Origin of the sequence: Hyphococcus luteus, from assembly GCF_002943565.1 — a bacterium.
GTDB lineage: Bacteria > Pseudomonadota > Alphaproteobacteria > Caulobacterales > Parvularculaceae > Hyphococcus > Hyphococcus luteus.
In genome coordinates this window covers 398,914-424,005 of the sequence record NZ_PJCH01000015.1, presented here as the reverse complement: position 1 = coordinate 424,005, position 25,092 = coordinate 398,914, and the positions used below count along the sequence as shown (strand labels likewise).

Sequence of the window (25,092 nt, the reverse complement as noted above, 5' to 3'; positions counted from 1 at the left end):
TCGGTAGCTGAGCACCATACATAGTATGAATTTTAAAATGGGTTTTTCTGTTTATCTGCGCACATGGAGGCAATCCGCGTGGAGCTTAACGAATCGAAGGACAATGAATATATACTTGGTATCAACCAATAACGTTGAGGGCTCATTGCATTTCGTTGAGGCAAGCGCGAGTTCTATTGCCTGCGGCTTGAGATATAGTGGCGGGACAATGAAAAGTTGTGATAACAATCTAAGGCGGCTTGCCAGAAGGAATTACGAAAGCTTCGATAAATGGCGAATATGACAAGACCCGCGGGAATAAAAACTCTTCTCGTCGCCAACCGAAGTGAGATCGCGATTCGCGTGATGCGCGGGGCGGCGGAGCTTGGGATCAAGACCGTTGCGATTTACGCCGAGGAAGACAAGCTCGCGCTGCACCGTTTCAAGGCGGATGAGAGCTATCAGGTCGGGGCCGGGCTGGGACCGGTCAAAGCCTATCTCGACATCGAAGACATTGTGCGCATCGCCCGCAAATGCGGCGCCGACGCGATCCATCCCGGTTACGGGTTTCTGTCGGAAAACCCCGATTTCGCCGAACGCTGCGCCGAAGAGGGGATTGTCTTTATCGGCCCGTCGCCGTCGATCATGCGCGCACTTGGCGACAAGGTGTCGGCTCGCGCCATCGCCGAGAAAGCCGGTGTGCCTGTAGTGCCGGCGACCGGTGTTTTGCCGGATGACGAAACGGCAATCAAAAAAGCCGCTGCTGGCGTCGGCTATCCCCTGATGCTTAAGGCGAGCTGGGGCGGCGGCGGCCGCGGCATGCGCGTTATTGAGGACGAGTCGGAGCTTCTCGCCGCCGTCGATACGGGCCGGCGCGAAGCCTTGTCGGCCTTCGGCAAGGGCGACGTCTATCTTGAAAAGCTCGTGCGTCAGGCGCGGCATGTGGAAGTGCAGCTGATCGGCGATTCCCACGGGAATCTTTTACATCTTTTTGAACGGGACTGTTCGGTGCAGCGACGTCATCAGAAGGTTGTGGAGCGCGCGCCCGCGCCTTATCTCGATGACGCACAGCGTCAGTCGCTTTGCGCGCTGGCGTTAAAGCTCGGCCGCGAGGTTAGCTATAACAACGCCGGGACTGTTGAGTTCCTGATGGACGCGGAGACGAGCGCCTTTTACTTTATCGAGGTCAATCCGCGCATTCAGGTTGAGCATACGGTGACCGAAGAGGTCACCGGCGTCGACATTGTCAAAGCGCAGATTCGCATCGCCGAGGGCCAGGCGATCGGTTCGCCGGAAAGCGGCATCCCGACGCAAGAAGATATCCATCTCAACGGTCATGCGCTGCAATGCCGGGTGACGACGGAAAACCCGGAAGAAAACTTCATTCCGGATTATGGGCGTATCGTCGCCTATCGCGGGGCCACGGGCTTTGGCATCCGGCTCGATGGCGGCACAGCCTATGCGGGCGCGCAGGTGACGCGGTTTTACGACTCGCTGCTAGAAAAAGTGACTGCCTGGGCACCGACGCCGGACGAAGCGATCAATCGCATGTCGCGGGCCCTAAACGAGTTCCGTATTCGCGGCGTCGCGACCAATCTCGTGTTCCTCGCGAATCTCGTCAATCATCCGAAGTTCCGCTCGAACGATTACACGACGCGCTTCATTGATGAGACGCCGGAGCTGTTCGCATTCCCGAAGCGCAAAGACCGTGCGACGAAGCTTTTGCGCTTCCTCGCAGACGTAAATGTCAATGGCAATCCGGAAGTGAAGGGCAGGGCGGAGCCGGCGCGCCATGTCGACCCGCAATTGCCGGACGTTGCGGGAAGCCCTGTTCCGCCTGGATTGCGAGACAAGTTGAAAGAGCTTGGCCCCACCGCCTTCGGCCAATGGGTGCGGGACCAAAAACAGGTCTTCGTCACCGACACGACTATGCGCGACGCGCATCAGTCGCTGCTGGCGACACGCATGCGCACCTATGACATGGTTCAGGCCGCGCCTCATTACGCGCGGCGTTTGCCCAATCTCTTTTCGCTGGAATGCTGGGGCGGGGCGACGTTCGATGTCGCAATGCGCTTTTTGAAAGAAGATCCGTGGCGGCGGCTGGAGCTTCTTCGCGAAGCCGCGCCGAATATCCCCTTGCAAATGCTCCTGCGCGCTTCCAATGCGGTCGGCTACACCAACTATCCGGATAATGTCGTCCAGTATTTTGTGGAGCGCGCCGCCGATACGGGCATCGATATCTTCCGCGTGTTCGATTCGCTCAACTGGGCGGAGAACATGTATGTCGCCATGGACGCGGTGCAAAAAACCGGCGCCGTATGCGAAGCCGCTATTTGCTATTCCGGCGATCTGACGAGTGAACACGAAAAGAAATTCACGCTCGACTATTATCTGAAGCTCGCCAAGGACCTTGAAACGCATGGCGCGCACATGCTGGCGATCAAGGATATGGCGGGCGTCGCCAAACCGCGTGCGGCGAAGCTGCTTGTGGCGGCGCTCAAGGAAGAAACAAAGCTGCCTGTTCACTTCCACACCCATGACACCAGCGGCGCCTCATCTGCGTCGGTGCTGGCGGCGGTCGATGCGGGCGTTGATGTGGTCGACGCGGCGCTCGATTCCATGAGCGGACTGACGGCGCAACCGCCGCTGGGATCTATCGTGGCGGCGCTTCAGGGGGATGTGCGCGATCCCGGTCTCGATGACGGAGCAATCCGCGAGTTGAGTTTTTATTGGGAGGCGGTGCGCGATCTTTACGCCGCTTTTGAAAGCGATGTGCGCTCCGGCGCGTCGGAGGTTTATCTCCATGCGATGCCGGGCGGGCAGTTCACAAACTTACGCGAACAGGCGCGTTCTCTTGGCATCGAGGGCGAACGCTGGCATGAGGTGGCGCAGGCCTATGCTGACGTCAACGAGATGTTCGGCAACATCGTCAAGGTGACGCCAAGCTCGAAAGTTGTCGGCGACATGGCGCTCTCCATGGTGTCGGCGGGGCTGACGCGCGCGGATGTCGAAAATCCGAAAAAGGATATTTCCTTTCCGGAATCGGTCGTGTCATTCTTCCATGGCGATCTCGGCCAACCCCATGGCGGCTTCCCCAAAGCGCTGCAACAGAAAATCCTGAAAGGCGCGACGCCGATCACCGACCGGCCGGGCAAACATATGGCGCCGGTTGATCTGGAGGCGAAGCGCACTGAGACCGCAGAGGCGACAGGCGCCGGGGTTAGCGATAATGATCTCGCTTCGGCCTTGTTATATCCGAAAGTGTTTGCAGAGTTCGCCAAATTCCGCGGCGACTATGGCGATATGAGCGTGTTGCCGACGGACGAGTTTTTCTATGGCTTGCCGCCGGAGAAAGAAATTTCCGTCGAAATTGAACACGGAAAAACCCTGATCATTCAATGCCAGTCGGTCTCGGATGCCGACGAGGAAGGGCTGGCGCGGGTGTTCTTCTCCCTGAACGGTCAGCCGCGCACCATCAAAATCCGCGACGCCGCGCGCGAGGATAAAAGCGTTCACCGCGAAAAGGCGAAAGCCGGTGATGTGAAGGCTGTCGGCGCGCCCATGCCGGGCGCCGTCAGCGAGATTCGTGTCGCGCCCGGCGACAAGGTGAAGGCGGGCGATGCGCTGGTCATCCTTGAAGCCATGAAAATGGAAGTGAAAGTCGCCGCAGAAACCGACGGCGTCGTCAAACGCATCGCCATTGAGACGGGCGACCAGATCGATGCCAAAGATCTACTTGTAGAATTAGAATAAAGCTGTAGGTGTCCGGTGAAGACTGCGGAATTTTCCGTTGTCTGAGTGGTCATACCATACCTGTTCTTTTATCACCCAGCAATATGCTATTGTGCGTTGATAGATCGGCGACCGGCTCTAAGTTTCTTGTCCTTCTCATCGAGCTGCTTCAAGCGGTGTATCTCCGAAGCTTGCACCAACGAAAAATCCTTCTTCCCGCGGCAAATGTGGGATTGGCAATCCCTATCTTTCCACAGAAATCCACGACTGGCGTGCCCGTTTTGCCTAACATTGCGCAAATGCAAACTGCTCGTTCGAATATTGTTGCTTTGGCGTCCAATCCTTTGCGCCAAGTTAGCATTATGTTCAAAAAAAAGCGCTCAGTCGTGAGTGAAGTTCCTCGAGAGAGCCATATCGCCTAGTATACCGTTTTCAAACGCTAAGTGGTCTAAACACCACCTGATTCGTGCGGAGGCGATCCCGCGCGTGACGGATTGCTAAACGTGCCACGAGCCGTCACCGGGGCAAGCGCCTGTGCGCCCGCGTGGGAGCGTTTTCATTAATTGGCTGCCCGTCCCCGCGACTTTCGAGGTCAGCCGCAGTAGCCTCGTTTTCCGAGACGTCGTGCCATAGAATAACATTGTTTTGTGCAACATATGTTTTCCAAGCGTCAATCATTTGCGATAATTCCTCCGGTCGAACCTCAGACAGATCGAAAGCTTCGTTCGGATCCGCTTTGAGGTTGTACAACCGCCATCCGTCCGATTGATCATAGGGATCCCATAGAAGTTTCCAGTTTCCGCGGCGAAGCGCCCGCCAACCCATAAGCTCCCAGCCTATGGCGCGATCCGCATCACCCGCTTTTTCTTCCGAAGCGGGTGATTCATCAGCTAGAAGATCAGCGAAGGATCGTCCAGCGAGCGCAGCGATGCTTCGTCCGGCGAATTCCGGCGCCGGGTGAGCGATCTTTGAAAGTTCGAGAACTGTCGGGGCAATATCGAGAACTGAGCTGGGACGTCGCTCAAGCCACGCTTGGCGTGGCGCCCCCGCGTAGGAGAGGATCGCCGGCACCCGAACACCGCCTTCTCGAGTTTCCCCTTTTACCCCCGAAAACGGCGTGCCGCTGACCCATGCCCAGCCAGGCGTGTTCCAAACATAGGATTGCGCCGAACCGATGGCGTCAAAGCTCTGGTCGCAACATCCATCGATGGATGAAAAGAGTTCAGGCCAGTAGGTTTCGAACATTCCGGCTTCGGGCCCGTTGTCCGACAGAATGATGATGACCGTGTTATCGTATTCGCCGATTTTCTTCAGGTGGCCCACAATGCGTCCGATATAGCGATCAATGTCGGCGATCATCGCGGCATAGACTTCCATCAGCCGCGCCTGGCGTTTTTGCTCATCGGGAGAAAGCGAATCCCATGAGGGGATAGACGCCGGCCTCGGTGACGCCTCATGCATGACGTCAATCAATCCCAAGCGGCGCATTTGTTTTACGCGCTGCGCCCTAATTTCATCATACCCGGCATCATATTTTCCTTTAAACCTTGCGATTGACGATTTTGGCGCCTGGAGCGGCCAATGCGGCGCGGTGTAGGCGAGATAAGCGAAGAAAGGCTTTTTGTCGCCGACATTTTCGTCAATGTACTCGATAAGTTTTTCTGTGTAGAAGCGAGTTGAATAAAAGTCGGTCGGCAATTCTACCGGGTTTCCATCCTCAAGATAGGTAGAACTTTTGCGCGGATCGTAAAGGGACTGGTTTCCAAGATGGCCCGCGCCGCCCGGCAGCAGCGTAAATGAACGCTTGAACCCGCGCGCCTTCGGACCGTACTCAGCGTCGAAGCCAAGATGCCATTTGCCCGCCATGTAGGTGTGATAGCCGTTGGCGCTCAGGATCTCCGATATGCTCGCCACGCTACTGTTCAAGTACCCTTCAAATCCCGGTAGCCCCAGGCGCGTATCTTGGTCGATCACCATCATGGACGCCATATTGCCGAGTCCGGCAACATGATTGTCGGCGCCGGACAACAACATGGCGCGCGTCGGCGAGCAGGACGGCGAGGCATAAAAATCGGTGAAAAGAATTCCGTCCCGCGCCAGGGCGGCGATATTGGGCGTCTCTATCTCTCCGCCGTAGGGCGCCAGGTCTGAATAGCCGAGGTCATCTGCGAGAATGATCAAGAAATTCGGGGGTCCGGGCCTGGTCACGTGTTTTGGGTCGCGGTCGCACCCGGACAGGGTTGCGGCGAACAAGAGTGCCAATATCCAAAACAGCAGGGACGAAGCGCTTCCCTCTTGCCTATTATCAGTCGCGGAGGCTCCGGTCCGCCCCATCATGGAACGGTCGTATCCAAAGAGGCGTCAAGATACCGTCGGTCAATATAAATCAAAGGAGTCGGTCGGTCATTGGCGCGCACTCCCTGAACCTCGCCAAAAACGACAAAATGCGTGCCGTATTCCAGTGTTCTCGCAACGCGGCAAAAGATGGTGGCCTGCGAGTTCTGGAGATAAGGTGTATCGAGGTGATCGCTCGTCCAATCTTGATCTGCGAACCGATCATCGCCTGACCTTCGCCCGCTACAATCCTCCGAAATCTGCTGCTGGGATCTGTCGAGCACATTGATCGCAAATCGACTCTCATCGATAAGCGGCGCGGCGATTGAAGCCGACTTGTTTATGCAGACCAGCATGGTGGGCGGTTCGAGGCAAACCTCCGAGACTGCGGTGGCGGTCATTGCAAAACGCTCTCCTGAATGCGCGCAAGAAATGACCGTCACGCTTTTTGCGAAGCTGCGCAAGGCTGTTTTCAGATCGTCCATGCAAATCAGTTCGACTTGATGCGGTCGAAGATCAGGTTGTTGCGCGGCGCGGGGCCCGGATATTTCCGTGAGGCGGTCCTTTCGTTGCCAGGCGGCGGGCGCCCTGGCATGGGCAGTGTGCGGCGCACAAAAATTCGCGAAAGCCATGCGCGCGTTTGCAGCGCCCAATTCCGTCCGGCCGCCCGAACTCTCAGATATTTCGCAACTGAACATTCGCATTTCCTTCTTTTGCCGCACCGAACCGCCATAAATCTTCCCGCGGCGCCAATTGACAAAGGGCTACCAAATGGTCAGACTGACCAAATGGTAGAAATCAGATAGCGCGAAAAACCACCATTGGCAAGGTACAGGGCGAGCATGGGATACACAGAGTTAAAAGCCGCGGCGAAAAAGTTGCAGCCTTTGATCGAAGCGGAGGCTGACGAAGCCGAACGCCTCACGCACTTGACGGATGCCACCGTAAAGGCGCTGCAGGATGCCGGTTTGTATACGATGCTCTTGCCAAAGGATCTCGGCGGCGCGCAAATAACCTTCTCCGATGCGATCCGCGTTGTTGAGGATGTCGCTTACGCCGATGCATCAGCGGGCTGGTGCACAATGGTCGCCGGCGTCGCTGGCAGTACGGTTGGCGCCTACATACCCGATGGCGGGGCGGAAAAGATTTACGGAAAGGGTCCGAATCGAATAGTCGCGGGACAGGGCGTGCCCCGCGGCCTCGCCCGTCGTGCTGACGGCGGCTTCGTCATTGAAGGAAATTGGAGCTATGGCAGCGGCATCTATCATGCGGAGATAGTGCATTCCGGCTGCACTGTCATGAAAAACGGTGAGCCGGAACGATACGATGACGGCACGCCGGTTGTCATTCTCGCTCATTTCGACCGAGAGCATATGGAGCTCGGGCACAATTGGGACGTTCTGGGTCTGCGAGGCACTGGAAGCTACGACTATACGGCGAAGGATCTCTTCGTGCCGGACGACATGTGCTACGAGTACGCGGCGACGGATCCGGTTCGCGGCGGTAACCAGTATTCTCTCGGGTTGATCGGGTTCACCTCCTTCGGACATACAGCCTGGGCCATCGGCGTCGGTCGGCGAACTCTGGATGAGCTTGCCGAAGTCGCGCGCACCAAAGCTAATCCTTTCGGCGTCATCGGCGATTCGGCGAGTTTCAAGGAGAAATACGCGCATGCCGAGGCGAAATACCGGGCTGCAAGGGCGTTCTGCTATGAGGCATGGGACGATTTGAGTGAGGTATTGCTGAAAGACCGTCCCGCATCGCTTGAACAAATTGCTCTTATCCGTCTTGCGATGCGCCATATTCACGACGTGATCTCTGAAAACGCCGTATTCGCTCACATCAACGGTGGCGGCGTCAGCTTACGCAAAAGCCGGTTGCAGCGCTGTTTCAGAGACATTCACGCCGGCACGCAGCACATTTTGCTGTCCGACCAGATCGTCCAGGCCTGCGGACAGGTGCTTGAGGGGCGCGTCAATCAGGACGCGAAATGGAATATCTTCGGCGTACTTGATTGACGCCGGCTGTCGAGAGTCGCGATGAAGCCCATATCTTGTCATACGATCGCTGACGCCCTCGTTTTCGGCGAATCCCCGCGTTGGCGCGATGGATGTCTTTGGGCGTCCGACATGTTTGGCGGGCGGATCGTACGCATGAATGAAGCGGGAGCCGTGGAAACGGTCCTTGAGACCGAAGCGCCGTCCGGGCTCGGCTGGCTTCCGGACGGTCGATTGGTTTTCGTTTCGATGAAGTCCTGCGAACTCAGGTCTTACGACGGGACGCGCGTTGAGCCTTATGCCGACCTGTCGGCGCTTTGCGCCGGCAAGAGCCTTAACGACATGGTGATCGACGCTAGGGGCCGCGCTTATGTCGGGAATACGGGCTGCAACCTCTTTGAGGGGCTCGATCCCCATCCGACTAATCTCGTTTTCGTGGAAAACGGTCGGCCGAGAACGGTTGCTGACGATTTGATTTTCCCGAACGGCATGGCGATTACGCCCGATGGATGCACATTGATCGTGGCGGAGACATTCGCGCATCGGCTGACGGCTTTCGACATCGATCCGAGCGGCTCCCTGTCGCGGCGGCGCGTCTTCGCCGATCTCGGTGAGAGAACGCCGGATGGCATCTGTCTCGACGAACAAGGAGCGGTCTGGGTGGCGTCATCCGAAACCGGCGAATTCGTCCGCATCCTGGAGGGCGGGGAAATTACGCATCGGATCGATAGCGACGCCCCGTTCGCCGCTGCATGTGCGACGGGTGGAGCAGATAGAAAGACGCTTTACATGATGGCGACGCTGTCAAGTCCTGCAGAGATTCTGAGCGGACGGTCGCGCGCCCGTATCGATGCAGCGCCTCTCGAAATTCCAGGAGCGGGGCTGCCGTAAAACGATGAGCCGCCGCGGGGTGGTGTTTCCCCGACGGTGCCGCGAATTTTAGGAAACACATCGGGAGGGAATTATGAGGAATAAGAGAAGGATGATGGCGGGAGCCGGGCTGATCTCCCTAGTCATGTCGACAACCGCCATTTCGGCCGATGACATCGATGACGTCATTATTGTCACGGCGCAAAAGCGCGCGGAGGATATTCAATCTGTGCCGATCACGATGCAGGCTTTTACTGCGAACGAAATCGCACGGCGCGGCGTCACATCGTCGACTGAGGTGTTTGCGCTCATTCCTAACGCCTCAACCAATGTCGCCGCAGGAGACTCGCAGTTTAATTTCTATATTCGCGGCGTTGGCGACTCGAACTTTCACGTCAACTCGAACACGGCCATTGGCGTTTACGCCGACGAGGTTACGCTGAACTCGCCGGTTTCATGGTCGTTTCCACTTTTCGATCTGGAACGAATTGAAGTGCTGCGCGGGCCGCAGAACACATTATTCGGAAGAAACACGACGGGCGGCGCGGTCAGCTACATTTCCGCCAAGCCGTCGCTTGAGGGTGGAACCTCCGGCTTCGGCCGCTTCACCGCCGGGCGATATTCTCAGTTCGATGTGGAAAGCGCGCTGAACTTGCCTCTTTCGGACACAGCGGCGCTGCGCATCGCCGGCATGGCGAACATTCGCGATGATATTCAGGAAAACAAATTCCTTGGCGTTGACGGTTTCGACAAGAAAAAATACGCCGCTCGCGCACAGTTGTTATGGCGACCCTCAGATCGGCTCGAAGTTCTCCTGAACGGACATTTCGGCCTAAACCGGGGCAGCAATCACGCCGTGAAAACCATTGGCACGCGCGATCCAGGCGATCCGACCATGCCTTGCGCTTTGCCGCCTGGAGACTGGGGCTTGGGCCAACCTTGCGCCGACGCGGGAGGATTTGTTGACACGGGTGACGCGCTCGAGGTGTTCGCGAACATGCCAAACGCGCGGAACGATATTGATTCGTATGGCGGCTTCTTCAACATCAACTGGGATCTCGGATTCGCCAACATCACCGCCATCACCGCCTATGAAGACAATAAGCTGCGCCGCAGTAATGATGTCGACGGCGGGCCACACGCGTTCTTTGAGCTGCATCAATCGGCTGACGCGGACCAGTGGAGCCAGGAGGTCAGGCTGACGTCGCCCGGCGACAAGGCGTTTCGCTGGATTGTCGGGGGGCTTTACTTCAACGAAAAGGCGAAATGGGTCACGGCGGCGAGAACGACAGGCGCGCCGCCGCCGATCGGCGGTGCGCTGCCGGGTTCGCCGGCGGCGGCTTTCACGCTGGTGCCAACGACGATCATCGACCAGGACGATGCTGCGATATCCGTTTACGGTCAGGCGGACTGGGACGTGGCGGACAAATTGACCATCACAGTCGGCGGTCGCTATTCTTGGGAGGAAAAGGACGGGTTCAATGACACGTTGATCGGACGCGGGGCCTTGTTTCCAATCGGCACTTTCCTCGGTGAAGCGGAAGTTGAAACTGATCCGATCAGGTTGGTCACCAGCACGCCATTGTCGGGCGACTGGAATGAATGGGGTGGGCGGTTTGCAATTGCTTATGACGTGAATGACGACGCGATGCTTTTTGCCAGCGTATCACGGGGTTTCAAGACCGGCGGCTTCAGCACAGCGGCGTTGCAGGCGATTATCGGTCAGGCCGCGCGGCAGGTCGATGAGGAAACTCTGCTCACCTATGAGGGTGGTTTGAAAACGAGATCGTTCGGCGGGCAGCTGCTCGCAAACGCCTCCGTCTTTTACAACGACTGGAAAGACATGCAGATTTTCAGCGTGCTTCTGGAAGGCGGTCAGATTCTGCCGCTTCTGCTGAATATTCCCAAGGCGGCGAGCTGGGGCGCTGAGCTTGAACTTCAATTCGAACCTCAAGACGGCTTGGTATTCCAGGGCGCGGTGGGCTGGCTAGATTCGGAGGTCAAAGACGCGACTAGCCTGCCGACCATCAGCGAAGGCAACACGCTTCCATATTCTCCGCATTGGACGGTCAACGGACTCGTAAGGAAAGAATGGGAATTATCGAATTCCGCGGTACTCGCGGCGCAAATCGACGCCGCTTATGTCGGCGACCAATCCTACGACATCGAGAATAAGCCTGAGTTCAACGAGGACCAGCGGACAATTCTGAATGCGAGACTGTCATATGTCGTGGGCAATCTTGATTTTGGACTTTGGGGAAAGAACCTGACGGGTCAAACCTATTGCGACAATATTCAGGAGTTACGATCTAATACTGGATCGATCAAGTGCCTCCAAAATGACGGCGTGCCGATATTTGGCGGCGACGTGCGGGTCAATTTCTAACGGGAGGAGCGTATCACATGATTGAAGCGAGCAATGATCCTCCAATGCTCGAACATGTTGGATTGAACGTCTATGACCTGAAATCAATGGTCGGCTTTTATTCGCGGGTTATGGGGTTGCACGTAACGGATCAGGGACAGATGTCGCGCAGCAACGCCGATATCGTTTTCATGAGTTCCGATCCGGAACTGCATCATCAACTCGTCCTGGCGAGCGGAAGGCCGGAAACTGCGCGGCCCGGCGCAATCAATCAGGTCTCATTCCGGGTCAGGTCTCTCGGCGGACTGAAGGAGGTTCTCCGACGTCTTGATAGAGAAGGAATAGAAACGCTCGACAGAATGGATCATGGCAATGCATGGTCGATCTATTTCAATGATCCTGAAGAAAACGTCATTGAAGTATACGCGAAGTCGCCGTGGCATGTACCGCAACCCTGTCGTCTTGAACTTGATCTTGAACAGTCGGATGACGAAATCGTCGCGATTACGGCGCGCAGAGTTAAAGACATTCCAGGCTACATGCTGGCGGCGGAGCGCGAGGCGGAGATGCGCAAGCGAATGGGCGCCGCCTGACTGAAGCGAGGCTGAAACTCTTGATTTGAAATATACGGAAGACCGCATGAAATTAGCACTGGTTGAAGGTCAGGGATTGGGAATTGTTCGCGATGATTTAGTCATCGACGCGTCGGTGTTGGTGGCGTCCTACAAGGCGAAGACAAATCAGGAGCTCGTTGAGGCGGTCATCAAGGATTTCGGCGCGCTTCAAGCCCCTCTCGAAGAGCTTGAAAAAAGCGGAACGGGACGGCCATTGTCGGAGGCGCGTCTTCAAGCGCCGGTTCCAAGACCAGGCAAGATTATTGCGATGGGCGCCAACTATCTCGAAGGGACAGATGGACCGCCTTTGCCCATTTGGTCCTTCTTCAAGTCGCCTGAATCGATCCTTGGTCCCGGCGGCACAGTTGAGCTGCCGGACGTGGATGCGAGAGTGTTTCATCATGAGCCTGAGTTGGTGCTTGTAATTGGGCGCGAATGCAGGAATGTAACGCCGCAAGACGCTCTGGATTACGTGTTTGGTTATACCGTCGGCATTGATGTGTCGGGGCGGTTTCCGGTTTTGCAGCAGTCGCTATTCAACAAGTCGCACGATACCTTTGCGCCGATCGGCCCTTGGATCGTCACAGCCGAGGAAATTGACGACCCGCAGAATCTGCGTATTCGGTTGTGGGTCGACGATCAACCCCGGCACGATTTCTCGACAAGCGATATGGGGCATCGTATCCGGGAGTGCATTGCATATATTAGCGCCGTAACGCCGTTGCTTCCGGGCGATCTGGTTTTCACAGGGACGAACCATCAGGGCATAGGCCCGATTCAGGACGGCGAGACTGTCACGGTCGAAATCGAGCAAGTCGGCCGGCTCGTCGTCAAGGTGAAAGATCCGCTGAAACGGCGCTGGCCGAAACGGATTGACGACGAAATGCCAGCCCGCATCCGGCGAATGATCAAGGAGGGCACACCGCCCGGCGGCGTTTCGGCGCACCGGTGACTGGAGGCGCAAAGATGGACAGCGATACTTTCAAAAAAGGGCGGAAAATCCGGGAAGAATTGCTTGGCGAGGACTATGTTCGCAAGGCGCTCGATGAAGCGAACGATTTCGACCGGGATTTTCAGGAATATATCACCGAATGTGGATGGGGACGCATCTGGGGACGCGATGGCCTTACACGCAAACAACGCAGCCTGCTCAATCTCGGGATGCTGACATGCATGGGCCGGCTGCCAGAATTGGAGCTTCATGTCGGCGTCGCCTTGCGCAACGGGCTCACAAAGGAGGAAATCAAAGAGGTTTTTATCCACGTAGCAGGTTATTGCGGCATTCCTGCAGCACTCGAAGGACAGAAAGTTGCGCGCAAGGTCATTGAACAGACCGGCCTCTGATAGAAACCACCCTGACGACGCCGCTTCTGTCCGGCATGCGGCCGACGCTCGCTAATTGTCAAAAAACACACCCTCAATAATTTTCCAGTATTCTTGCCTAGTCTTAGAGGAATCGACTTTTTTCTTTGCGACAAATTCTATTTCTGAAGTCAGGCTAGAAAGAACGGCCGATACGCCGATCAGCATATAAGAAAATAAGATAGGATCGCCTTTGGGAAGCTGGCCGCTGTTTTGACAGTCTTTGATGCACTTCGACTGCAGCTCGATGATTGGCGCGACATGTTTCTTGATCGCCTTCCTGCCCTTCAGACTCATGCGCGCGCTCGCCTGGATCATGAAGCGGTGGAACGCTTTGTTCTCCATATCATATTCAAAAAACGTCCTGACGATTTCCTTGAGAACGGAGCGGCTGTCCGCTTTTTTGGAAATACTCTCAATGCGCTTTGCGAGTTCGCCAACGCAGTGCTCTATGACAGCATCCCACAGTCCTTCCTTATTGCCGAAGTGATAGTCGATGATCGGATGCTTGGCTCCGCTTGCAGCGGCGATGTTGCGAATGGTTGCGCCATCATATCCTTTTGCGGCGAATTCGGCCAAAGCGGCAGCCAATATGCGCTCCCGCATTCGCGCCGCGCGCGGGGAGATTTTGGTATTCATCGGCTGACCTTTCGTTTTTTCCCGACCTATCATGGCTTGCGCCGTCTTCAAGTATACAATTCTAGGATAGTTCACGAGCAATGCGAAGGTTGGAATGGTTGCGGGTATGGCTCTTTTCCGCAACCTGATTGCCGGCGGCATCTTGGGCGACTACCGTAGACGTCGAATAAGAGGAAGCGGCAATTTTTTAGCCATAACGTCGATTTGCCGCTTCATGTGGCAAAATCCCGCTTCAGCAATTGTAGTGTTGCGCTCTTGGTCAATGGCGTGCTCGGGCAAAAACAGGCGGTCGAGGTCTCGCCGGTGGCGTCAAGCTTCGGCGGAAGAAGTTGAACGCATCCGGACGCGAGCCCTCAGTCATATGGCGCGTCATAGTCTCTGCAAGAGGCTGTCCCTGCAAAATATTCTATCGGGCCTGACAAGAATGCTTCAACATTGCTCGCGCCGCTAATTGATCACTACGCGCAACCCTATATGGTCCGCACTGAAAACCTTATTCTAAACTTGCAGGGCTTAGGGGTGGCTGCGCACAGATATGCTCAAGATACGGAAAATATCCGCTCTTGCTAAGATGCTGCGCGATATTTCTATTTGCTTATTGATCATGAATATCTGATGCCCATTCCCAGGAATTGTCGATTATGCATAGGCCCCGTTTCTGTTAGGAAAGCTCCCGACATGAAGGAGAACTGCGTAGCCTGCGCTTGGGCTATCAAGCAATGGAAAGCGCGCTACCACATATTGACGCGCCTCGCGGCCGCGAATCCGTTTTACCCAGTGGCGCGCCATACGCCTCATCAAAATCAGGGAGGAGTTAGGCGCTAACTCCGTTCTTTGTGAAATGTGTGTGCAACTAATCCCAGCGATCATACAGGTTCAATTCCGAAAAATGCCCCGAGGAGCGGCCTCCTCGGGGCTAGTTAGGCGTGCACCAGGGAGGACGCAGCGCCGATTATGTAGCAAAAATGAACATGCCGCTTTCGCGGCGGGTGAGTCCTCGTTGTCTTGCCATACGATGCAATCGATAAAGGCGAGCCGGCGCCCGGCTTTTGCAATGTGCGCTCTGGCGAAGAGCGGCGAAAGCCTGACGGATTTCAGATAGTCCACATTGATGTTGATCGCCTCGCCCGCTGGATCGGAACCAAGGGCGCGCCGCAATTCATGCAGTGCGGCAAGTTCCAGAAAAGTCGACACAACCCCGCCATGGAGCGCTTTGATCAGCGGATTGCCGATGTGAGCGTCATCCGGTGAAATTGAATAAAGGGCGCCGTTTTCGGTTTCCTCGACATCAAACCGGAGCCAGTGGCGAAGCGGCGAGTTCGCAAATTGCGTCATGCCGGTTGCCTTTTCCCGAGCCGTGCAAAGTCCGGCCCACCGCTGGCGATCATGAAAGCGCCAGTCGCACTCGCTAGAGGTCTCCCATCATAATCAAGGATATCTCCTCGCGTCCGGGCGATTTTACCGCTGACGTCGTGACATTCGGCGCTGCATATAATCTTTGTACCGATTTCAATGGGGCGGAGATAGTCCGTCTTCAGATTGATCGTAGCAATTGCTTTTGGCTGTTGAATTTTTGCAAAAATTGAAAATCCGAATACCGTGTCAAGAATGATTGTATAAGCGCCCGGGTGCGCGCTGCTTTCTCCATCCTTATACGCGAAAAAATCCGGTATTGTCGCGAAAACCGAAACCCCGTCTTTGTCGACTTTATTCGGTTCCATCCGTAATGCCGCGAACAATTGATGGTCCCCGGAGAAGAACGACTTCATCACCTCCGCCCAAGGCGGCATACCGCCTCCGTCATTAAACGACATTTCACTCTGCTGGCTGCTCATGACTGTGATTTATTTTTGGAGGCTTTGCGCTGGACGCGATTCAGCTCATCGACGCTGTCGGAAGCATACCCGACCGGCTCGGCGCTGAGATCATTAAGGTTGGATTTTGCGATAGTGAGCGCCTCGACGAAGTCCTCAACGTTCTTGTTCGACATTCCCTTGAAGGCGTCTTTATAGAGATTGTTCGCCGCCGCGCGCATCTCCTCAATTAGAGGTATAATCTTGTCTGTCAGATGAACAAGATTTGCGCGCCGATCGGCTGCCGATGGCGCACGGCGAACCCAGCCGCTTTCTTCCAGCCGGTCAATAAGCCTTCCGAGCGGCGCCGGCTCCATATCGAGCTCATCTGCGAGCGCCCGCTGCGTCCGCCCATCATTTCGGTAAAGGTGCGCCAAAACAAACCATTGCGCCCGCGTGAGTCCTAAGTGTTTGACCCGGCGATCAAATTCGCGCCGGAGCAGGCGCGCTACGTCGTGAACTAAATAACCTGGATTGCGTTCAAGCCTGTTGTCCCACCTGTTCATTCTTCGCACCCGCGCCTTGTGATTGCCACGCTTAATATATACTAAGTTATTAAGTGGTAGTATAGCAAAAATGTCAGACAGCCGAGAGTAGGGCCTGATAATGCGTGCGGTTGTAAAATTTCTGCCCGGTTGGCGGATCGGCGTGGCGGCTTTCGCGGCCGCAATCGTTACGCTCGCCGGCTGCGATTCGGTCGACGGCGGGGGCGTTGAGCCGTCGCAAGGTTCGTTAACGGAAGCGCCGGCACCTGCCAAGTCCGTAAAAATCGTCAAGCCGAAATCCGCGACGACGCGTGAAACGGTCGTCGCGACAGGTTCGATCGGTTCAAAGCAAACAAGCAATATCGGCCCGCTTGTCGAAGGCGTTGTCGAAACGATCTTTGTCAATGTCGGCGACAGGGTTGCCAAAGGCGATCCCCTCTTTCGGACGCGGCCGTCGCGTTATGAAAGAGAAGTCGATGAAGCAGAGGCGAATCTTACGCTTGCGAAAGCGAACCTGCGCAACGCCCGTCAAGCGTTCGACAGGGTTCGAAAGCTGAAAGAAGAAGGTTATTCTTCTCAATCACGCCTCGACGACGCCAGGACGGCGTTGGATGTCGCTGCGGCGGAAGCGGAAAAACGCGAAGCCGAGCTTAAAACCGCACGCAAGAACCTTGAGGACACCACTGTCAGGGCGCCCTACGACGGCGTCATCACGCGGCGCTTCAACGATGAAGGCGTATATCTGTCGAATGTCTTCCGCGGAGGCGTTGAAAGCTCGGTTCTGCAAATTCAGGAAAACCACATTGTCGTCGCGGTCGTTTATGCACCCGAACAACATTTGAGTTCGCTGAAGCTTGAACAAAAAGCGCTCGTCTACGTTGAGACGCAACCGGAGCCGCGGGAATCATACGTTTTAGTATTGAATGATATGCTCGATGTCGGCGCCCGTACGGTTGAGTTGCGCCTGCCGATCGACAACTCGGATTACGCGCTGAAATCAGGCCAGTTCGCCCGCGCTGAAATATTCACCGATGAAAAGCCGGTATTGTCAGTCCCGGCAAAAGCGGTTTTTCAGGACCAGTCGGGCGCTTATGTTCTGGTTTCGCTGGATGGCCGCGCTGAAATGCGGCGCGTCGTCGCGAAGGAGCGTCCCGACGGAACATTCGCCGTGCTCGAGGGCCTCGACGCGGACGATGACGTCATTGTCCCGAACGGCGAGCCCGTCGCCGCCGGCGATCCCGTTGCGCCCGAGTCCGTGTGATGTGGCTCGTCGATCTATCCATCAAGCGCCCGGTTCTCGCCGTGATGATGATCGGCGCATTGGTCGTGCTCGGCTGGATTTCGATGGGCCGGCTTGGCGTTGATCTCTTTCCGGATGTCGAGTTTCCGTATGTCGCGGTGACGACCACGCTTGAGGGCGCGAGTCCCGACACGATGGAAACGGAAGTTTCCGACGTGATCGAGGAAAGCGTCAATACGATTTCCGGGATCAAGCAACTGCGTTCGACAAGTGCGGATGGCCTCTCGCAGGTTTTTATCGAGTTCGAACTCGAAGAAAATGTCGATGTGAAGGCGCAGGACGTGCGCGATAAGGTCAATATCGCTCGCCGCGACTTGCCCGAAGACATCGATCCGCCGGTCATTGAGAAAGTCGATCCTGACGCCGCGCCGATCATGTCCATCATGATCGCCGCAGACGCGTCAATCGGCGAAATCACGACCTATGCGGATGAAATCGTCAAGGAAGCGGTTCAGCGCCTGCCAGGTGTCGGGTCGGTCACTATCGTCGGCGGTCGTCTCCGCGAAATCCGCATTTGGCTGAACGCAGACAAGATGCGCGCATTCGGCGTGACGGCCGACGACGTTGTCCATGCGGTCAGATCTGAGCACGCAGAAGTGCCCGGCGGGCGCTTTGAGATCGGCGGCGGCGCGCGCGAATTCGGGGCCAAGACGGTGTCGGAGGCGAAGACTCCGCAGGAGTTCGCCGATCTCGTGGTCGCTTATCGCGAGAGCGGCGCGCCTACGCGGATCGGCGATGTCGCGCGAGTCGAGGACGGGCTGGAGGACGAACGCAGCTATGCGCAATTCAATGGAAGGCCCGGCGTTTCGCTAGAAGTCCGCCGCCAGTCCGGCCGCAATACGCTCGAAGTCGCCGAGGCCGTTCATGCCGAGGTCGAGCGACTGCAGGCGGGCGCCCCCGATGGATATGAACTTGTTGTCGCGCGCGATGTGAGTCGGTTCATCGAATCGTCGGTTGAGGATGTCACCCGCGAACTCGAGATCGCGATCGTTCTCGTCGTCATCGTCACCTTTTTCTTTCTCTTAAGCTGGCGCGCCACGCTGATGGTCGCCATCGCCATTCCGACATCCCTGATCTCGGCGTTCTTCGCCTTCGAGGTCTTCGATTTCACCATCAACATGCTGACATTGCTGGCGCTGACGGTGACCATAGGCTTGCTTGTCGATGACGCCATCGTCGTCGTTGAGAGCGTGCAACGCGATATTGACGCCGGGATCGAGCGGGAAGTTGCTGCACGACAGGGAACCGCGCGCGTGGCGCTCGCGGTGCTCGCCGGCACCTTTGCGACGCTCGCCGTCTTCGTGCCGATCGCGTTCATGGAAGGCATTGTCGGGCGATTTTTCCTTCAATACGGCCTTGCGATCGTCTTCGCCGTCTCTGTGTCCTTGCTCGTAGCGCTGACATTGACGCCTATGCTGGCGTCGCGCTTCCTGAAGCCGGAATCGCATCCGGCCCTTCTGCGCCCGATCGAAAAGTTTCATCGGCGCCTGGACCGCGCATACAGCGCTATCGTCGGCGTTGTCGTCCGCTGGCGCTATCTTGCGCTGGCCGCCGCGATCGGCTCGCTTTTTATCGGCGGTTTTTTCGCCTCGCGCGTACCGAGCGGTTTCACCTCAAAAGCCGATCGCAGCGAATTTCTGGGGGCGATCGAATTGCCGCTTGGATCGGGAATCGCTGAATCGAAAAAAGCGATTGCAGCGACGAATGAAGCGTTGCGCGGCGTTGAGCATGTGAAGAACATTTTTCTGACCGCCGGGGCGGGTAGCCAGGGAAAAGCGAATGTCATCGACCTCTATGCGTCGATTACACCGAAACAAGAGCGGCGGATCGGTCAGTTCGAGGTCATGGATGAAGCGCGGCGTGCGCTTCGCGAGGCCGTTCCCGAGGCGAGCGAAATCACCGTGGCCGAAGTGCCGTGGATTTCCGGCGGCGGGGTTTCCACCGGCGATATCGAACTCGTCATTCGCGGCGACTCGATCCCGGAAATCGACGCATATGTCAAAGCCATCATGGCGAGAATGCGAGAGACAAACCTTTACTCAGATTTGCGTTCGAGTTTCGAAGAGGGCCGGCCGGAACTGCTGATCGATTTCAACCGCACGCGCGCCGGCGATCTCGGCGTTTCCGCACGCAACTTGGCCACGACGGCGCGCACGGTGATCGGCGGCGTTGACGCCGGAACTTATGAAGAAGGCGGCAGGCGTTATGACGTGCGCGTACGCCTTGAGGAGTCCCAGCGGCAGAATCGGGACCAGTTGCAGCTCATCCAGATAAGAAGCGAGTCTGGTCAGTTGATCGATCTCGCCAGTGTCGCGACCATGCGCTTCGCCAGCGGGCCGTCGCAAATCGACCGTCAGGACCGGGCGCGCAAAATCTCGATCCTCGCCAACACCGCCTCAAACGTTGCGCTTGGGACGGCAACGGAAGCGCTTGAGATGATCATCGCGGAATACCCCCCGCCTGCGACCATGCAGATAAGCTATGAGGGATCTGTGCGGCGGATGAATGAGTCGATTTCAGCGATCATTTTCGCCTTCGGATTGGCGATGGTCGCGCTCTATATCGTACTTGCAAGCCAGTTCAATTCTTTCGTGCAGCCGGTCGTCATCATGCTGACGGCGCCGCTGTCGTTTTCCGGCGCCTTCGCCATGCTTTATTTCGGCGGGCAGGAAATGTCGCTGTTCGCGCAGATCGGCCTCATCGCGCTGATGGGGATCGTCATGAAAAACGGCATTCTGCTCGTAGATCGCGCAAACCAGCTACGCGAGGAAGGCGCGCCGGCGCGCGAGGCGATCCTCAAGGCCTGCCCGGAGCGATTGCGGCCGGTGCTGATGACGGCGTTCGCCGCCATATTCGGCATGATCCCGGTTGCGCTTTCAGGATCCGACGGCGCGGAATGGAGAAACGCACTCGGTTATCTGATCATCGGCGGACTTTCATCATCGACAATCCTGACCCTGCTCGTCGTGCCGGCCGCCTATATGGTTCCGGGCGACGTCAAGCAACTTATTTCGCAGGTAGTTACTAAGTTCTATCGCAGACGAGGGGCACGAGAGCATGCAAATGTTTAAAGTGAGTGGTTGCGCGTCGATGGTAAGAGCGGCGGTGTTTGCCTTGCTCGGGATTCTGGTTTCGGCGTGCGCGACGGATCAACACTATTGGGCGCCTCCGCTTGACGCCGTCCGCATTCAGGAAAGTCGAAGTGCTAATTGCGTCGATAACGAAATCTTGCTCGCGGGCCGCGATGCTTTGGCTGTCGTTGAGCAGACCAGACGCGATCCAGATAATGCAATCGAAAAAATTTTTGCAGAAATGACTGTCTCAGCCGTGATTGGCGAGATTGCTTATTGCGATTCCATGGAAGGCGAGGAGGAAGAGAAAATCCAGGCTGCGCTAAGCGATTTCGGCGCGCTTTCCTATAATGCCGCTTATCTTCGTCCCCGATTTTCATCGTTAACTACGTTTCCGAGCGTTTATCTTCTTTCAAAGCCCAGTTCTCATCGCATTATAGTGTATTTTCCCGGGGTAGATGCGGCGGCGGGGCCTGGTGACCTTCTGCAAAGCCTGAAAGCTGGCGCCGCCGAAGATCAGCCGGTCGCAGGACAACCATATATTCCTCGCGGGCACGGCGGTTTTCGCGAAGGTATCGCAAATTTGATAAACGACGGTTTTTTCTTACAGGCAAAATCGCTTGCGGAGCTTGAGGAAGAATGCAGTCAGTCAGCCAAATCGGATAGGGCTCCGGACCGGAAGACAGTTTCGCTCGCCGGCTTTATCTGCACATATGATGTTGCCGATCCAACACGTTCTGATCCAATTGAACTCGTTGTCGCCGGACATAGTCTTGGCGCGGGCGTTGCGCAAAGCGCGCTTGGCGCATTCAACGGCATGACGTGGATCCGAGAGCCTGCAGGCGGCTGGGCTGTCGCGGCGCCGGAACGCAATTGGCCGTTTCGTGTTAGAGCGGCCTATCTTTATTCGCCGCCCCTTGCACTTTATCCACGGGATGAAGGCTGCAATCGGGTCAGTGGCGGCGCCGTCAATCCTATAGATGTCTACACGGTTCACGGTTTAACTGATCTTACGTACTCAATCATCAAGGAAGGCGATCCTGTACCCAATCTTTGGCGCCCAGGAGGACCGTCTATAAATTGTGTTGAAGGCAATCATTTTGGCAAGATGGTGTCTATTCCTCGAGGCGAGGAACCTGATATTGCAGCGCGGACACCAGTTACAATCAAATGGGACAATCCATTTCCTCATCGCCTGCAGTCCTATCGCAAAGCCCTCGCAAACGCCCTTCGCCGAACGCAGGATGATCGCCCTGGTGCGAAAGATGAAAAGATCTCCGAGCCAATGGGCGGGTATTGATATGATATCTGCAATACGAATGTTCACATCTGTCTCTTTGTCGATACTTTTGTTGATAGTGAACGGCGTTGCGAGTGCCGAAACCCTGGAGGAGGCCCTGTTGCTGGCCTTCGCCGCGAATCCGGAAATCGCTGCAGAACGCGCGCAGCTTAACGCAACGCGTGAAGGCGTCGCCCAGGCGCGCGCACGCGGCCTTCCGCAGATAACGGCTGGCGCCGGTTATGAGGAGGTCGATAATACCCAGTCAATCAGCAGCGAAGTTTTCGGCGCCGGGGCGGAGGATCGCAATTTCGATCTGACTACGGCGACCGCACAAGTGCAGGGCGAGCAGCAAATCTTTGCGGGATTGCGCAACGTCAACGCCATCCGGCAAGCGAAGGCGCGCGCGAAAGCCGGCGGCGCTCAGCTTTCCCTTGTCGAGCAGGACGTACTTAACCGTGCGGCGGCGGCATATTTCGACGTCGTACGCGACATGGTCGTTTACAGGGCAACAGAAAACAACGTTCAGGTTTTAATTAAGCAATTCGAAGAGATCGCGTTTCGTTTTGAAATCGGCGAAGTCACAAAAACAGATGTTGCGCAAAGCGAAGCGCGCCTCGCGCAGGCGCGAGCCCGGATGACCAACGCGCAGGCGCTGCTCGCAATCAGCCGCGCTGCATTTGCTGAAATCATCGGGCAAATGCCCGGGAGTCTTGAGGAGGCGCCGGGCATGCCTGATACGCCGGCCACGCTCGATGAGGCAAAGGCCATTGCGCGGGAGCTCTCGCCTGTCATCGCGCAGGCGCAAATGCGGGAAGAAGCGTCACGCCGAGGCGTCGCTATCGCAAAAGGCGCGTTTTCGCCGACAGTGTCCCTGCGGGCGGAATATCAATATGCCGAGGAGCCGTCGTCATTCATCGAACAGGATGAACGTTTCGCTTATGGCGTCCGCGTGACCGCGCCGATCTTTCTTGGCGGCCTTCGCCTTTCGCGCGTGCGGGAGGCGCGCGCAATCAATAGTGCAGACCGCCGCCGCATCACCGTGGCCGAACGGCAGGTTGATGCGCGCGTGACGATTGGCTGGCAGCGACTTACGGCCGCACGCGCGAACATTGTGTCATCGCGAACGCAAGTGCGGGCCAACGCGCTGGCCCTTGACGGCGTACGGCGCGAAGCCGAGGTCGGTGTGCGCACTACGTTGGACGTGCTCGATGCTGAACAAGAATATCTTGACGCGCAAGTGGCGTTGGCGAACGCAGAACGCGATGCGCGGGCTACGACTTATGAGCTACTAGCATCAATCGGTGCGATTCACCTTCAAGAATAAGGAGGCGCTTCATTGCGCACGAAACTGGCTATTTTGACATTTAACAGTTCGCATTATGCGCTTTATGGGCAAGAGTCGGCCAGTCAGGCGAAGTTTGACTGCGAATACTCATTACTTTTTGCGAATCAATAATATGTCGAAAGGAAAAGCATTTGTCCGATCGGTCATCAGGTATGAGAAAGAACTGCGTGCTTACTTCCTGCGACGCATGAGCTCGCGGGCGGACGCCGAGGACTTGACACAGGAAGTTATTCTTCGAGCGCTCTGTGCAGCGGAGCGTCAGGAAATTGAACAACCCAGAGCGTTTCTTTATGGGGTGGCCAGGAATGTCTTGCGAAGCGAAGTTACAAAAAAATCACAGTCAATCATTCATTATATAGAGGATTTAGGCGCTTCGGAGGACTTCAGTACTGAATTGCCTTTGGAGGAGGCAATCGAGGCGCGGGCTGCTTGGCGGGATTTCGCCGAAGCGGTGAATTCGCTGCCGGAACAATGCCAAAAGGTCTTTGTAATGAAAAAGGTTTACGGGTATTCGATGAAGGAGATTGCGTCGAAACTCGACATATCGCCCAGTACCGTAGAGAAACACGTTGCCGCGGGCCTTAAAAGATTGGTTCAGGTGAAGACGGCTCAGCAGTCGGCGAAAGCGGGTTCTTCCACGGTGCGGCTATTAAGACCTGGAAAGCGGTCCTAGACATGACTGCAAACCAAGCATTTGAAAGCAACGATCAAATTCTTTCCGAAGCGGCATCGTGGATTGCGCAGCTCGAATCCGGGCCAATTTCGGCGGAAGACGAGAAGGCTTTGAAGGAGTGGGTCATCAGAAGTCCGGCGCACAGGGCGGCTCTTCTGCAGTGCGCTCGCGTTTGGGTTGATTCAGACGCCGCATCAATTCTTCAGCCGTTTTTTGTGAATGCGGTGCGTGAGCATCGGCTAAGTTTGCGGCAGTCTCGGTATCGGCGCATGCGACGTTGGTCAGCGGCTATATTGGTCGCTTCTGCGATCGTTTTCACAGCGATCGCCTTAGTGCGCTTTTCAGTTGTGCGGGAGGTATCGACCATTAAGATTGCGACGGGATACGGCGAAACGGAGAGTGCCGCTTTGCCGGACGGCTCCGCCATAACGGTGAATTCTTCAAGCCGGGTCGAAGTGGAAATTGACCCCGGTAAACGTGAGGTGCGCCTCGCAAGCGGCGAGGCTATTTTTGATGTCGCAAAGGATAGGGACCGACCATTCATAGTGGTCGCGGGGGAGCATGTTGTGCAGGCGGTCGGCACCGTTTTTAGCGTTCGTTACGAAGGTGAGGAGCTCAATGTTTCCGTACTCGAGGGGTCTGTCCATTTTTCGCAAAAAGTGCAAGCACCGTCGAATCCTTCAGTACACGGGCGGCGGGAAGAAAATGCGGGGACGCTTCAGTATGAGGCGTATATTGTTGCTGGGCAGGAATTGACCACTGCGCCGGAAAAAGGAACGCTTATCGATAAAGTGGAATTCTCTGTATTGGAACGGCGTTCAGCATGGCGCGACAATCTCTTGGATTTTGACGGAGAAAGACTTGATTTCGTTTTATCAGAGTTATCGCGGCACACGGGACTGACGTTCGAAATCGAGAGTGAAGACGTGGCGCAAACGCGGGTTGCGGGAATCTTCCAGCTTTCCAATGCCGACCAAGCAGTTGACATCATTGTTGAAAGTTTGGGTTTGGTAGCGACTGAAAATCCTCAGGGCGTTATCCAGATTACACAAAAAGAAACCGAAATCGAAAAACCTTAGATTATGAGTAGAGGATTTTTCTCGCCAAACTGACTTCTGGTTAGTCACCAGGCTAAAACGGCGACATAGGGAGGCGACATTTTTCGAATCTTACGGGGCTTATGCGCCGCGC

The 25,092-nt window shown here is 56.2% G+C and carries 19 protein-coding genes; 13 read left to right on the top strand and 6 right to left on the bottom strand.

Features of this window, described 5'->3' with window-relative positions:
- Positions 1-279 precede the first annotated feature (279 nt).
- Positions 280-3,732 (top strand): pyruvate carboxylase, encoded by a 3,453-nt coding sequence (gene pyc / locus CW354_RS18110; protein ID WP_207764902.1) that lies wholly within the window; start codon positions 280-282, stop codon positions 3,730-3,732.
- A gap of 495 nt (positions 3,733-4,227) precedes the next feature.
- Here the strand turns inward: pyc and CW354_RS18105 are convergent, their stop codons facing one another.
- The gene (locus tag CW354_RS18105; RefSeq protein WP_165793809.1) at positions 4,228-5,892 is read right to left on the bottom strand and encodes an arylsulfatase; all 1,665 of its coding nucleotides are present in this window, start codon (positions 5,890-5,892) and stop codon (positions 4,228-4,230) included.
- Positions 5,893-6,044: 152 nt separating this feature from the next.
- The gene (locus tag CW354_RS18100) at positions 6,045-6,743 is read right to left on the bottom strand and encodes a flavin reductase family protein (RefSeq protein WP_165793808.1); all 699 of its coding nucleotides are present in this window, start codon (positions 6,741-6,743) and stop codon (positions 6,045-6,047) included.
- Between the two features lie 144 nt (positions 6,744-6,887).
- Here CW354_RS18100 and CW354_RS18095 point away from each other — a divergent pair, with 144 nt between their 5' ends.
- The 6 genes from CW354_RS18095 to CW354_RS18070 all read left to right on the top strand — a co-directional run bounded on the left by CW354_RS18095 (position 6,888) and on the right by CW354_RS18070 (position 13,235).
- Complete coding sequence (locus CW354_RS18095; protein ID WP_104831475.1) at positions 6,888-8,063, top strand: acyl-CoA dehydrogenase family protein; 1,176 nt, start codon at positions 6,888-6,890, stop codon at positions 8,061-8,063.
- Positions 8,064-8,084: 21 nt separating this feature from the next.
- On the top strand, positions 8,085-8,933 hold the full coding sequence (locus CW354_RS18090) for an SMP-30/gluconolactonase/LRE family protein (protein ID WP_104831474.1): 849 nt from the start codon (positions 8,085-8,087) through the stop codon (positions 8,931-8,933).
- A gap of 91 nt (positions 8,934-9,024) precedes the next feature.
- Complete coding sequence (locus tag CW354_RS18085) at positions 9,025-11,298, top strand: TonB-dependent receptor (protein WP_165793806.1); 2,274 nt, start codon at positions 9,025-9,027, stop codon at positions 11,296-11,298.
- Positions 11,299-11,342: 44 nt separating this feature from the next.
- A complete protein-coding gene (locus CW354_RS18080; RefSeq protein ID WP_165793805.1) occupies positions 11,343-11,870 on the top strand; it encodes a VOC family protein in 528 nt (175 codons plus the stop codon).
- 46 nt (positions 11,871-11,916) lie between these two features.
- Positions 11,917-12,843: a fumarylacetoacetate hydrolase family protein gene (locus CW354_RS18075; RefSeq protein WP_133162369.1), complete on the top strand. Its 927-nt coding sequence runs from the start codon at positions 11,917-11,919 to the stop codon at positions 12,841-12,843.
- A 14-nt stretch (positions 12,844-12,857) separates the two neighbouring features.
- Positions 12,858-13,235, top strand: a complete 378-nt coding sequence (locus CW354_RS18070; RefSeq protein ID WP_104831470.1) for a carboxymuconolactone decarboxylase family protein — start codon at positions 12,858-12,860, stop codon at positions 13,233-13,235.
- 51 nt (positions 13,236-13,286) lie between these two features.
- On the opposite strand, the gene CW354_RS18065 is transcribed toward CW354_RS18070, so the two are convergent.
- The 4 genes from CW354_RS18065 to CW354_RS18050 all read right to left on the bottom strand — a co-directional run bounded on the left by CW354_RS18065 (position 13,287) and on the right by CW354_RS18050 (position 16,251).
- The gene (locus CW354_RS18065) at positions 13,287-13,943 is read right to left on the bottom strand and encodes a TetR/AcrR family transcriptional regulator (RefSeq protein ID WP_165793804.1); all 657 of its coding nucleotides are present in this window, start codon (positions 13,941-13,943) and stop codon (positions 13,287-13,289) included.
- An 825-nt stretch (positions 13,944-14,768) separates the two neighbouring features.
- A complete protein-coding gene (locus tag CW354_RS18060) occupies positions 14,769-15,227 on the bottom strand; it encodes a PaaI family thioesterase (protein WP_104831468.1) in 459 nt (152 codons plus the stop codon).
- A complete protein-coding gene (locus CW354_RS18055) occupies positions 15,224-15,727 on the bottom strand; it encodes a PaaI family thioesterase (RefSeq protein WP_104831467.1) in 504 nt (167 codons plus the stop codon). The genes CW354_RS18060 and CW354_RS18055 overlap by 4 nt, the downstream gene beginning before the upstream one ends.
- Positions 15,724-16,251, bottom strand: coding sequence for a MarR family winged helix-turn-helix transcriptional regulator (locus tag CW354_RS18050; protein WP_104831466.1), 528 nt, complete (start codon positions 16,249-16,251; stop codon positions 15,724-15,726). The genes CW354_RS18055 and CW354_RS18050 overlap by 4 nt, the downstream gene beginning before the upstream one ends.
- Positions 16,252-16,351: 100 nt before the next feature.
- Here CW354_RS18050 and CW354_RS18045 point away from each other — a divergent pair, with 100 nt between their 5' ends.
- The 6 genes from CW354_RS18045 (at position 16,352) to CW354_RS18025 (ending at position 24,980) form a co-directional block, all read left to right on the top strand.
- A complete protein-coding gene (locus tag CW354_RS18045) occupies positions 16,352-17,491 on the top strand; it encodes an efflux RND transporter periplasmic adaptor subunit (RefSeq protein WP_104831465.1) in 1,140 nt (379 codons plus the stop codon).
- Positions 17,491-20,601, top strand: a complete 3,111-nt coding sequence (locus CW354_RS18040) for an efflux RND transporter permease subunit (RefSeq protein ID WP_207764901.1) — start codon at positions 17,491-17,493, stop codon at positions 20,599-20,601. Before CW354_RS18045 ends, CW354_RS18040 begins: the two co-directional genes overlap by 1 nt.
- Positions 20,594-21,901 carry a hypothetical protein gene (locus tag CW354_RS23190; protein WP_133162368.1) on the top strand — a complete coding sequence of 436 codons (1,308 nt, stop codon included), beginning with the start codon at positions 20,594-20,596 and terminating at the stop codon, positions 21,899-21,901. Before CW354_RS18040 ends, CW354_RS23190 begins: the two co-directional genes overlap by 8 nt.
- Positions 21,846-23,207 carry a TolC family outer membrane protein gene (locus tag CW354_RS18035; protein WP_104831463.1) on the top strand — a complete coding sequence of 454 codons (1,362 nt, stop codon included), beginning with the start codon at positions 21,846-21,848 and terminating at the stop codon, positions 23,205-23,207. The genes CW354_RS23190 and CW354_RS18035 overlap by 56 nt, the downstream gene beginning before the upstream one ends.
- 133 nt (positions 23,208-23,340) lie before the next feature.
- Positions 23,341-23,901 (top strand): RNA polymerase sigma factor, encoded by a 561-nt coding sequence (locus CW354_RS18030; protein WP_165793803.1) that lies wholly within the window; start codon positions 23,341-23,343, stop codon positions 23,899-23,901.
- Between the two features lie 2 nt (positions 23,902-23,903).
- Entirely contained in the window at positions 23,904-24,980 is a 1,077-nt protein-coding gene (locus CW354_RS18025) for a FecR family protein (protein WP_104831461.1), read from the top strand.
- The last annotated feature ends 112 nt before the right edge of the window (positions 24,981-25,092 follow it).

Coding starts and splice junctions, on each gene's coding strand:
- pyc (WP_207764902.1), top strand. CDS start 280: ATGACAAGACCCGCGGGAATAAAAACTCTTCTCGTCGCCAACCGAAGT.
- CW354_RS18100 (WP_165793808.1), bottom strand. CDS start 6,743: ATGTTCAGTTGCGAAATATCTGAGAGTTCGGGCGGCCGGACGGAATTG.
- CW354_RS18095 (WP_104831475.1), top strand. CDS start 6,888: ATGGGATACACAGAGTTAAAAGCCGCGGCGAAAAAGTTGCAGCCTTTG.
- CW354_RS18090 (WP_104831474.1), top strand. CDS start 8,085: ATGAAGCCCATATCTTGTCATACGATCGCTGACGCCCTCGTTTTCGGC.
- CW354_RS18085 (WP_165793806.1), top strand. CDS start 9,025: ATGATGGCGGGAGCCGGGCTGATCTCCCTAGTCATGTCGACAACCGCC.
- CW354_RS18080 (WP_165793805.1), top strand. CDS start 11,343: ATGCTCGAACATGTTGGATTGAACGTCTATGACCTGAAATCAATGGTC.
- CW354_RS18075 (WP_133162369.1), top strand. CDS start 11,917: ATGAAATTAGCACTGGTTGAAGGTCAGGGATTGGGAATTGTTCGCGAT.
- CW354_RS18070 (WP_104831470.1), top strand. CDS start 12,858: ATGGACAGCGATACTTTCAAAAAAGGGCGGAAAATCCGGGAAGAATTG.
- CW354_RS18060 (WP_104831468.1), bottom strand. CDS start 15,227: ATGACGCAATTTGCGAACTCGCCGCTTCGCCACTGGCTCCGGTTTGAT.
- CW354_RS18055 (WP_104831467.1), bottom strand. CDS start 15,727: ATGAGCAGCCAGCAGAGTGAAATGTCGTTTAATGACGGAGGCGGTATG.
- CW354_RS18050 (WP_104831466.1), bottom strand. CDS start 16,251: ATGAACAGGTGGGACAACAGGCTTGAACGCAATCCAGGTTATTTAGTT.
- CW354_RS18045 (WP_104831465.1), top strand. CDS start 16,352: ATGCGTGCGGTTGTAAAATTTCTGCCCGGTTGGCGGATCGGCGTGGCG.
- CW354_RS18040 (WP_207764901.1), top strand. CDS start 17,491: ATGTGGCTCGTCGATCTATCCATCAAGCGCCCGGTTCTCGCCGTGATG.
- CW354_RS23190 (WP_133162368.1), top strand. CDS start 20,594: ATGTTTAAAGTGAGTGGTTGCGCGTCGATGGTAAGAGCGGCGGTGTTT.
- CW354_RS18035 (WP_104831463.1), top strand. CDS start 21,846: ATGATCGCCCTGGTGCGAAAGATGAAAAGATCTCCGAGCCAATGGGCG.
- CW354_RS18030 (WP_165793803.1), top strand. CDS start 23,341: ATGTCGAAAGGAAAAGCATTTGTCCGATCGGTCATCAGGTATGAGAAA.
- CW354_RS18025 (WP_104831461.1), top strand. CDS start 23,904: ATGACTGCAAACCAAGCATTTGAAAGCAACGATCAAATTCTTTCCGAA.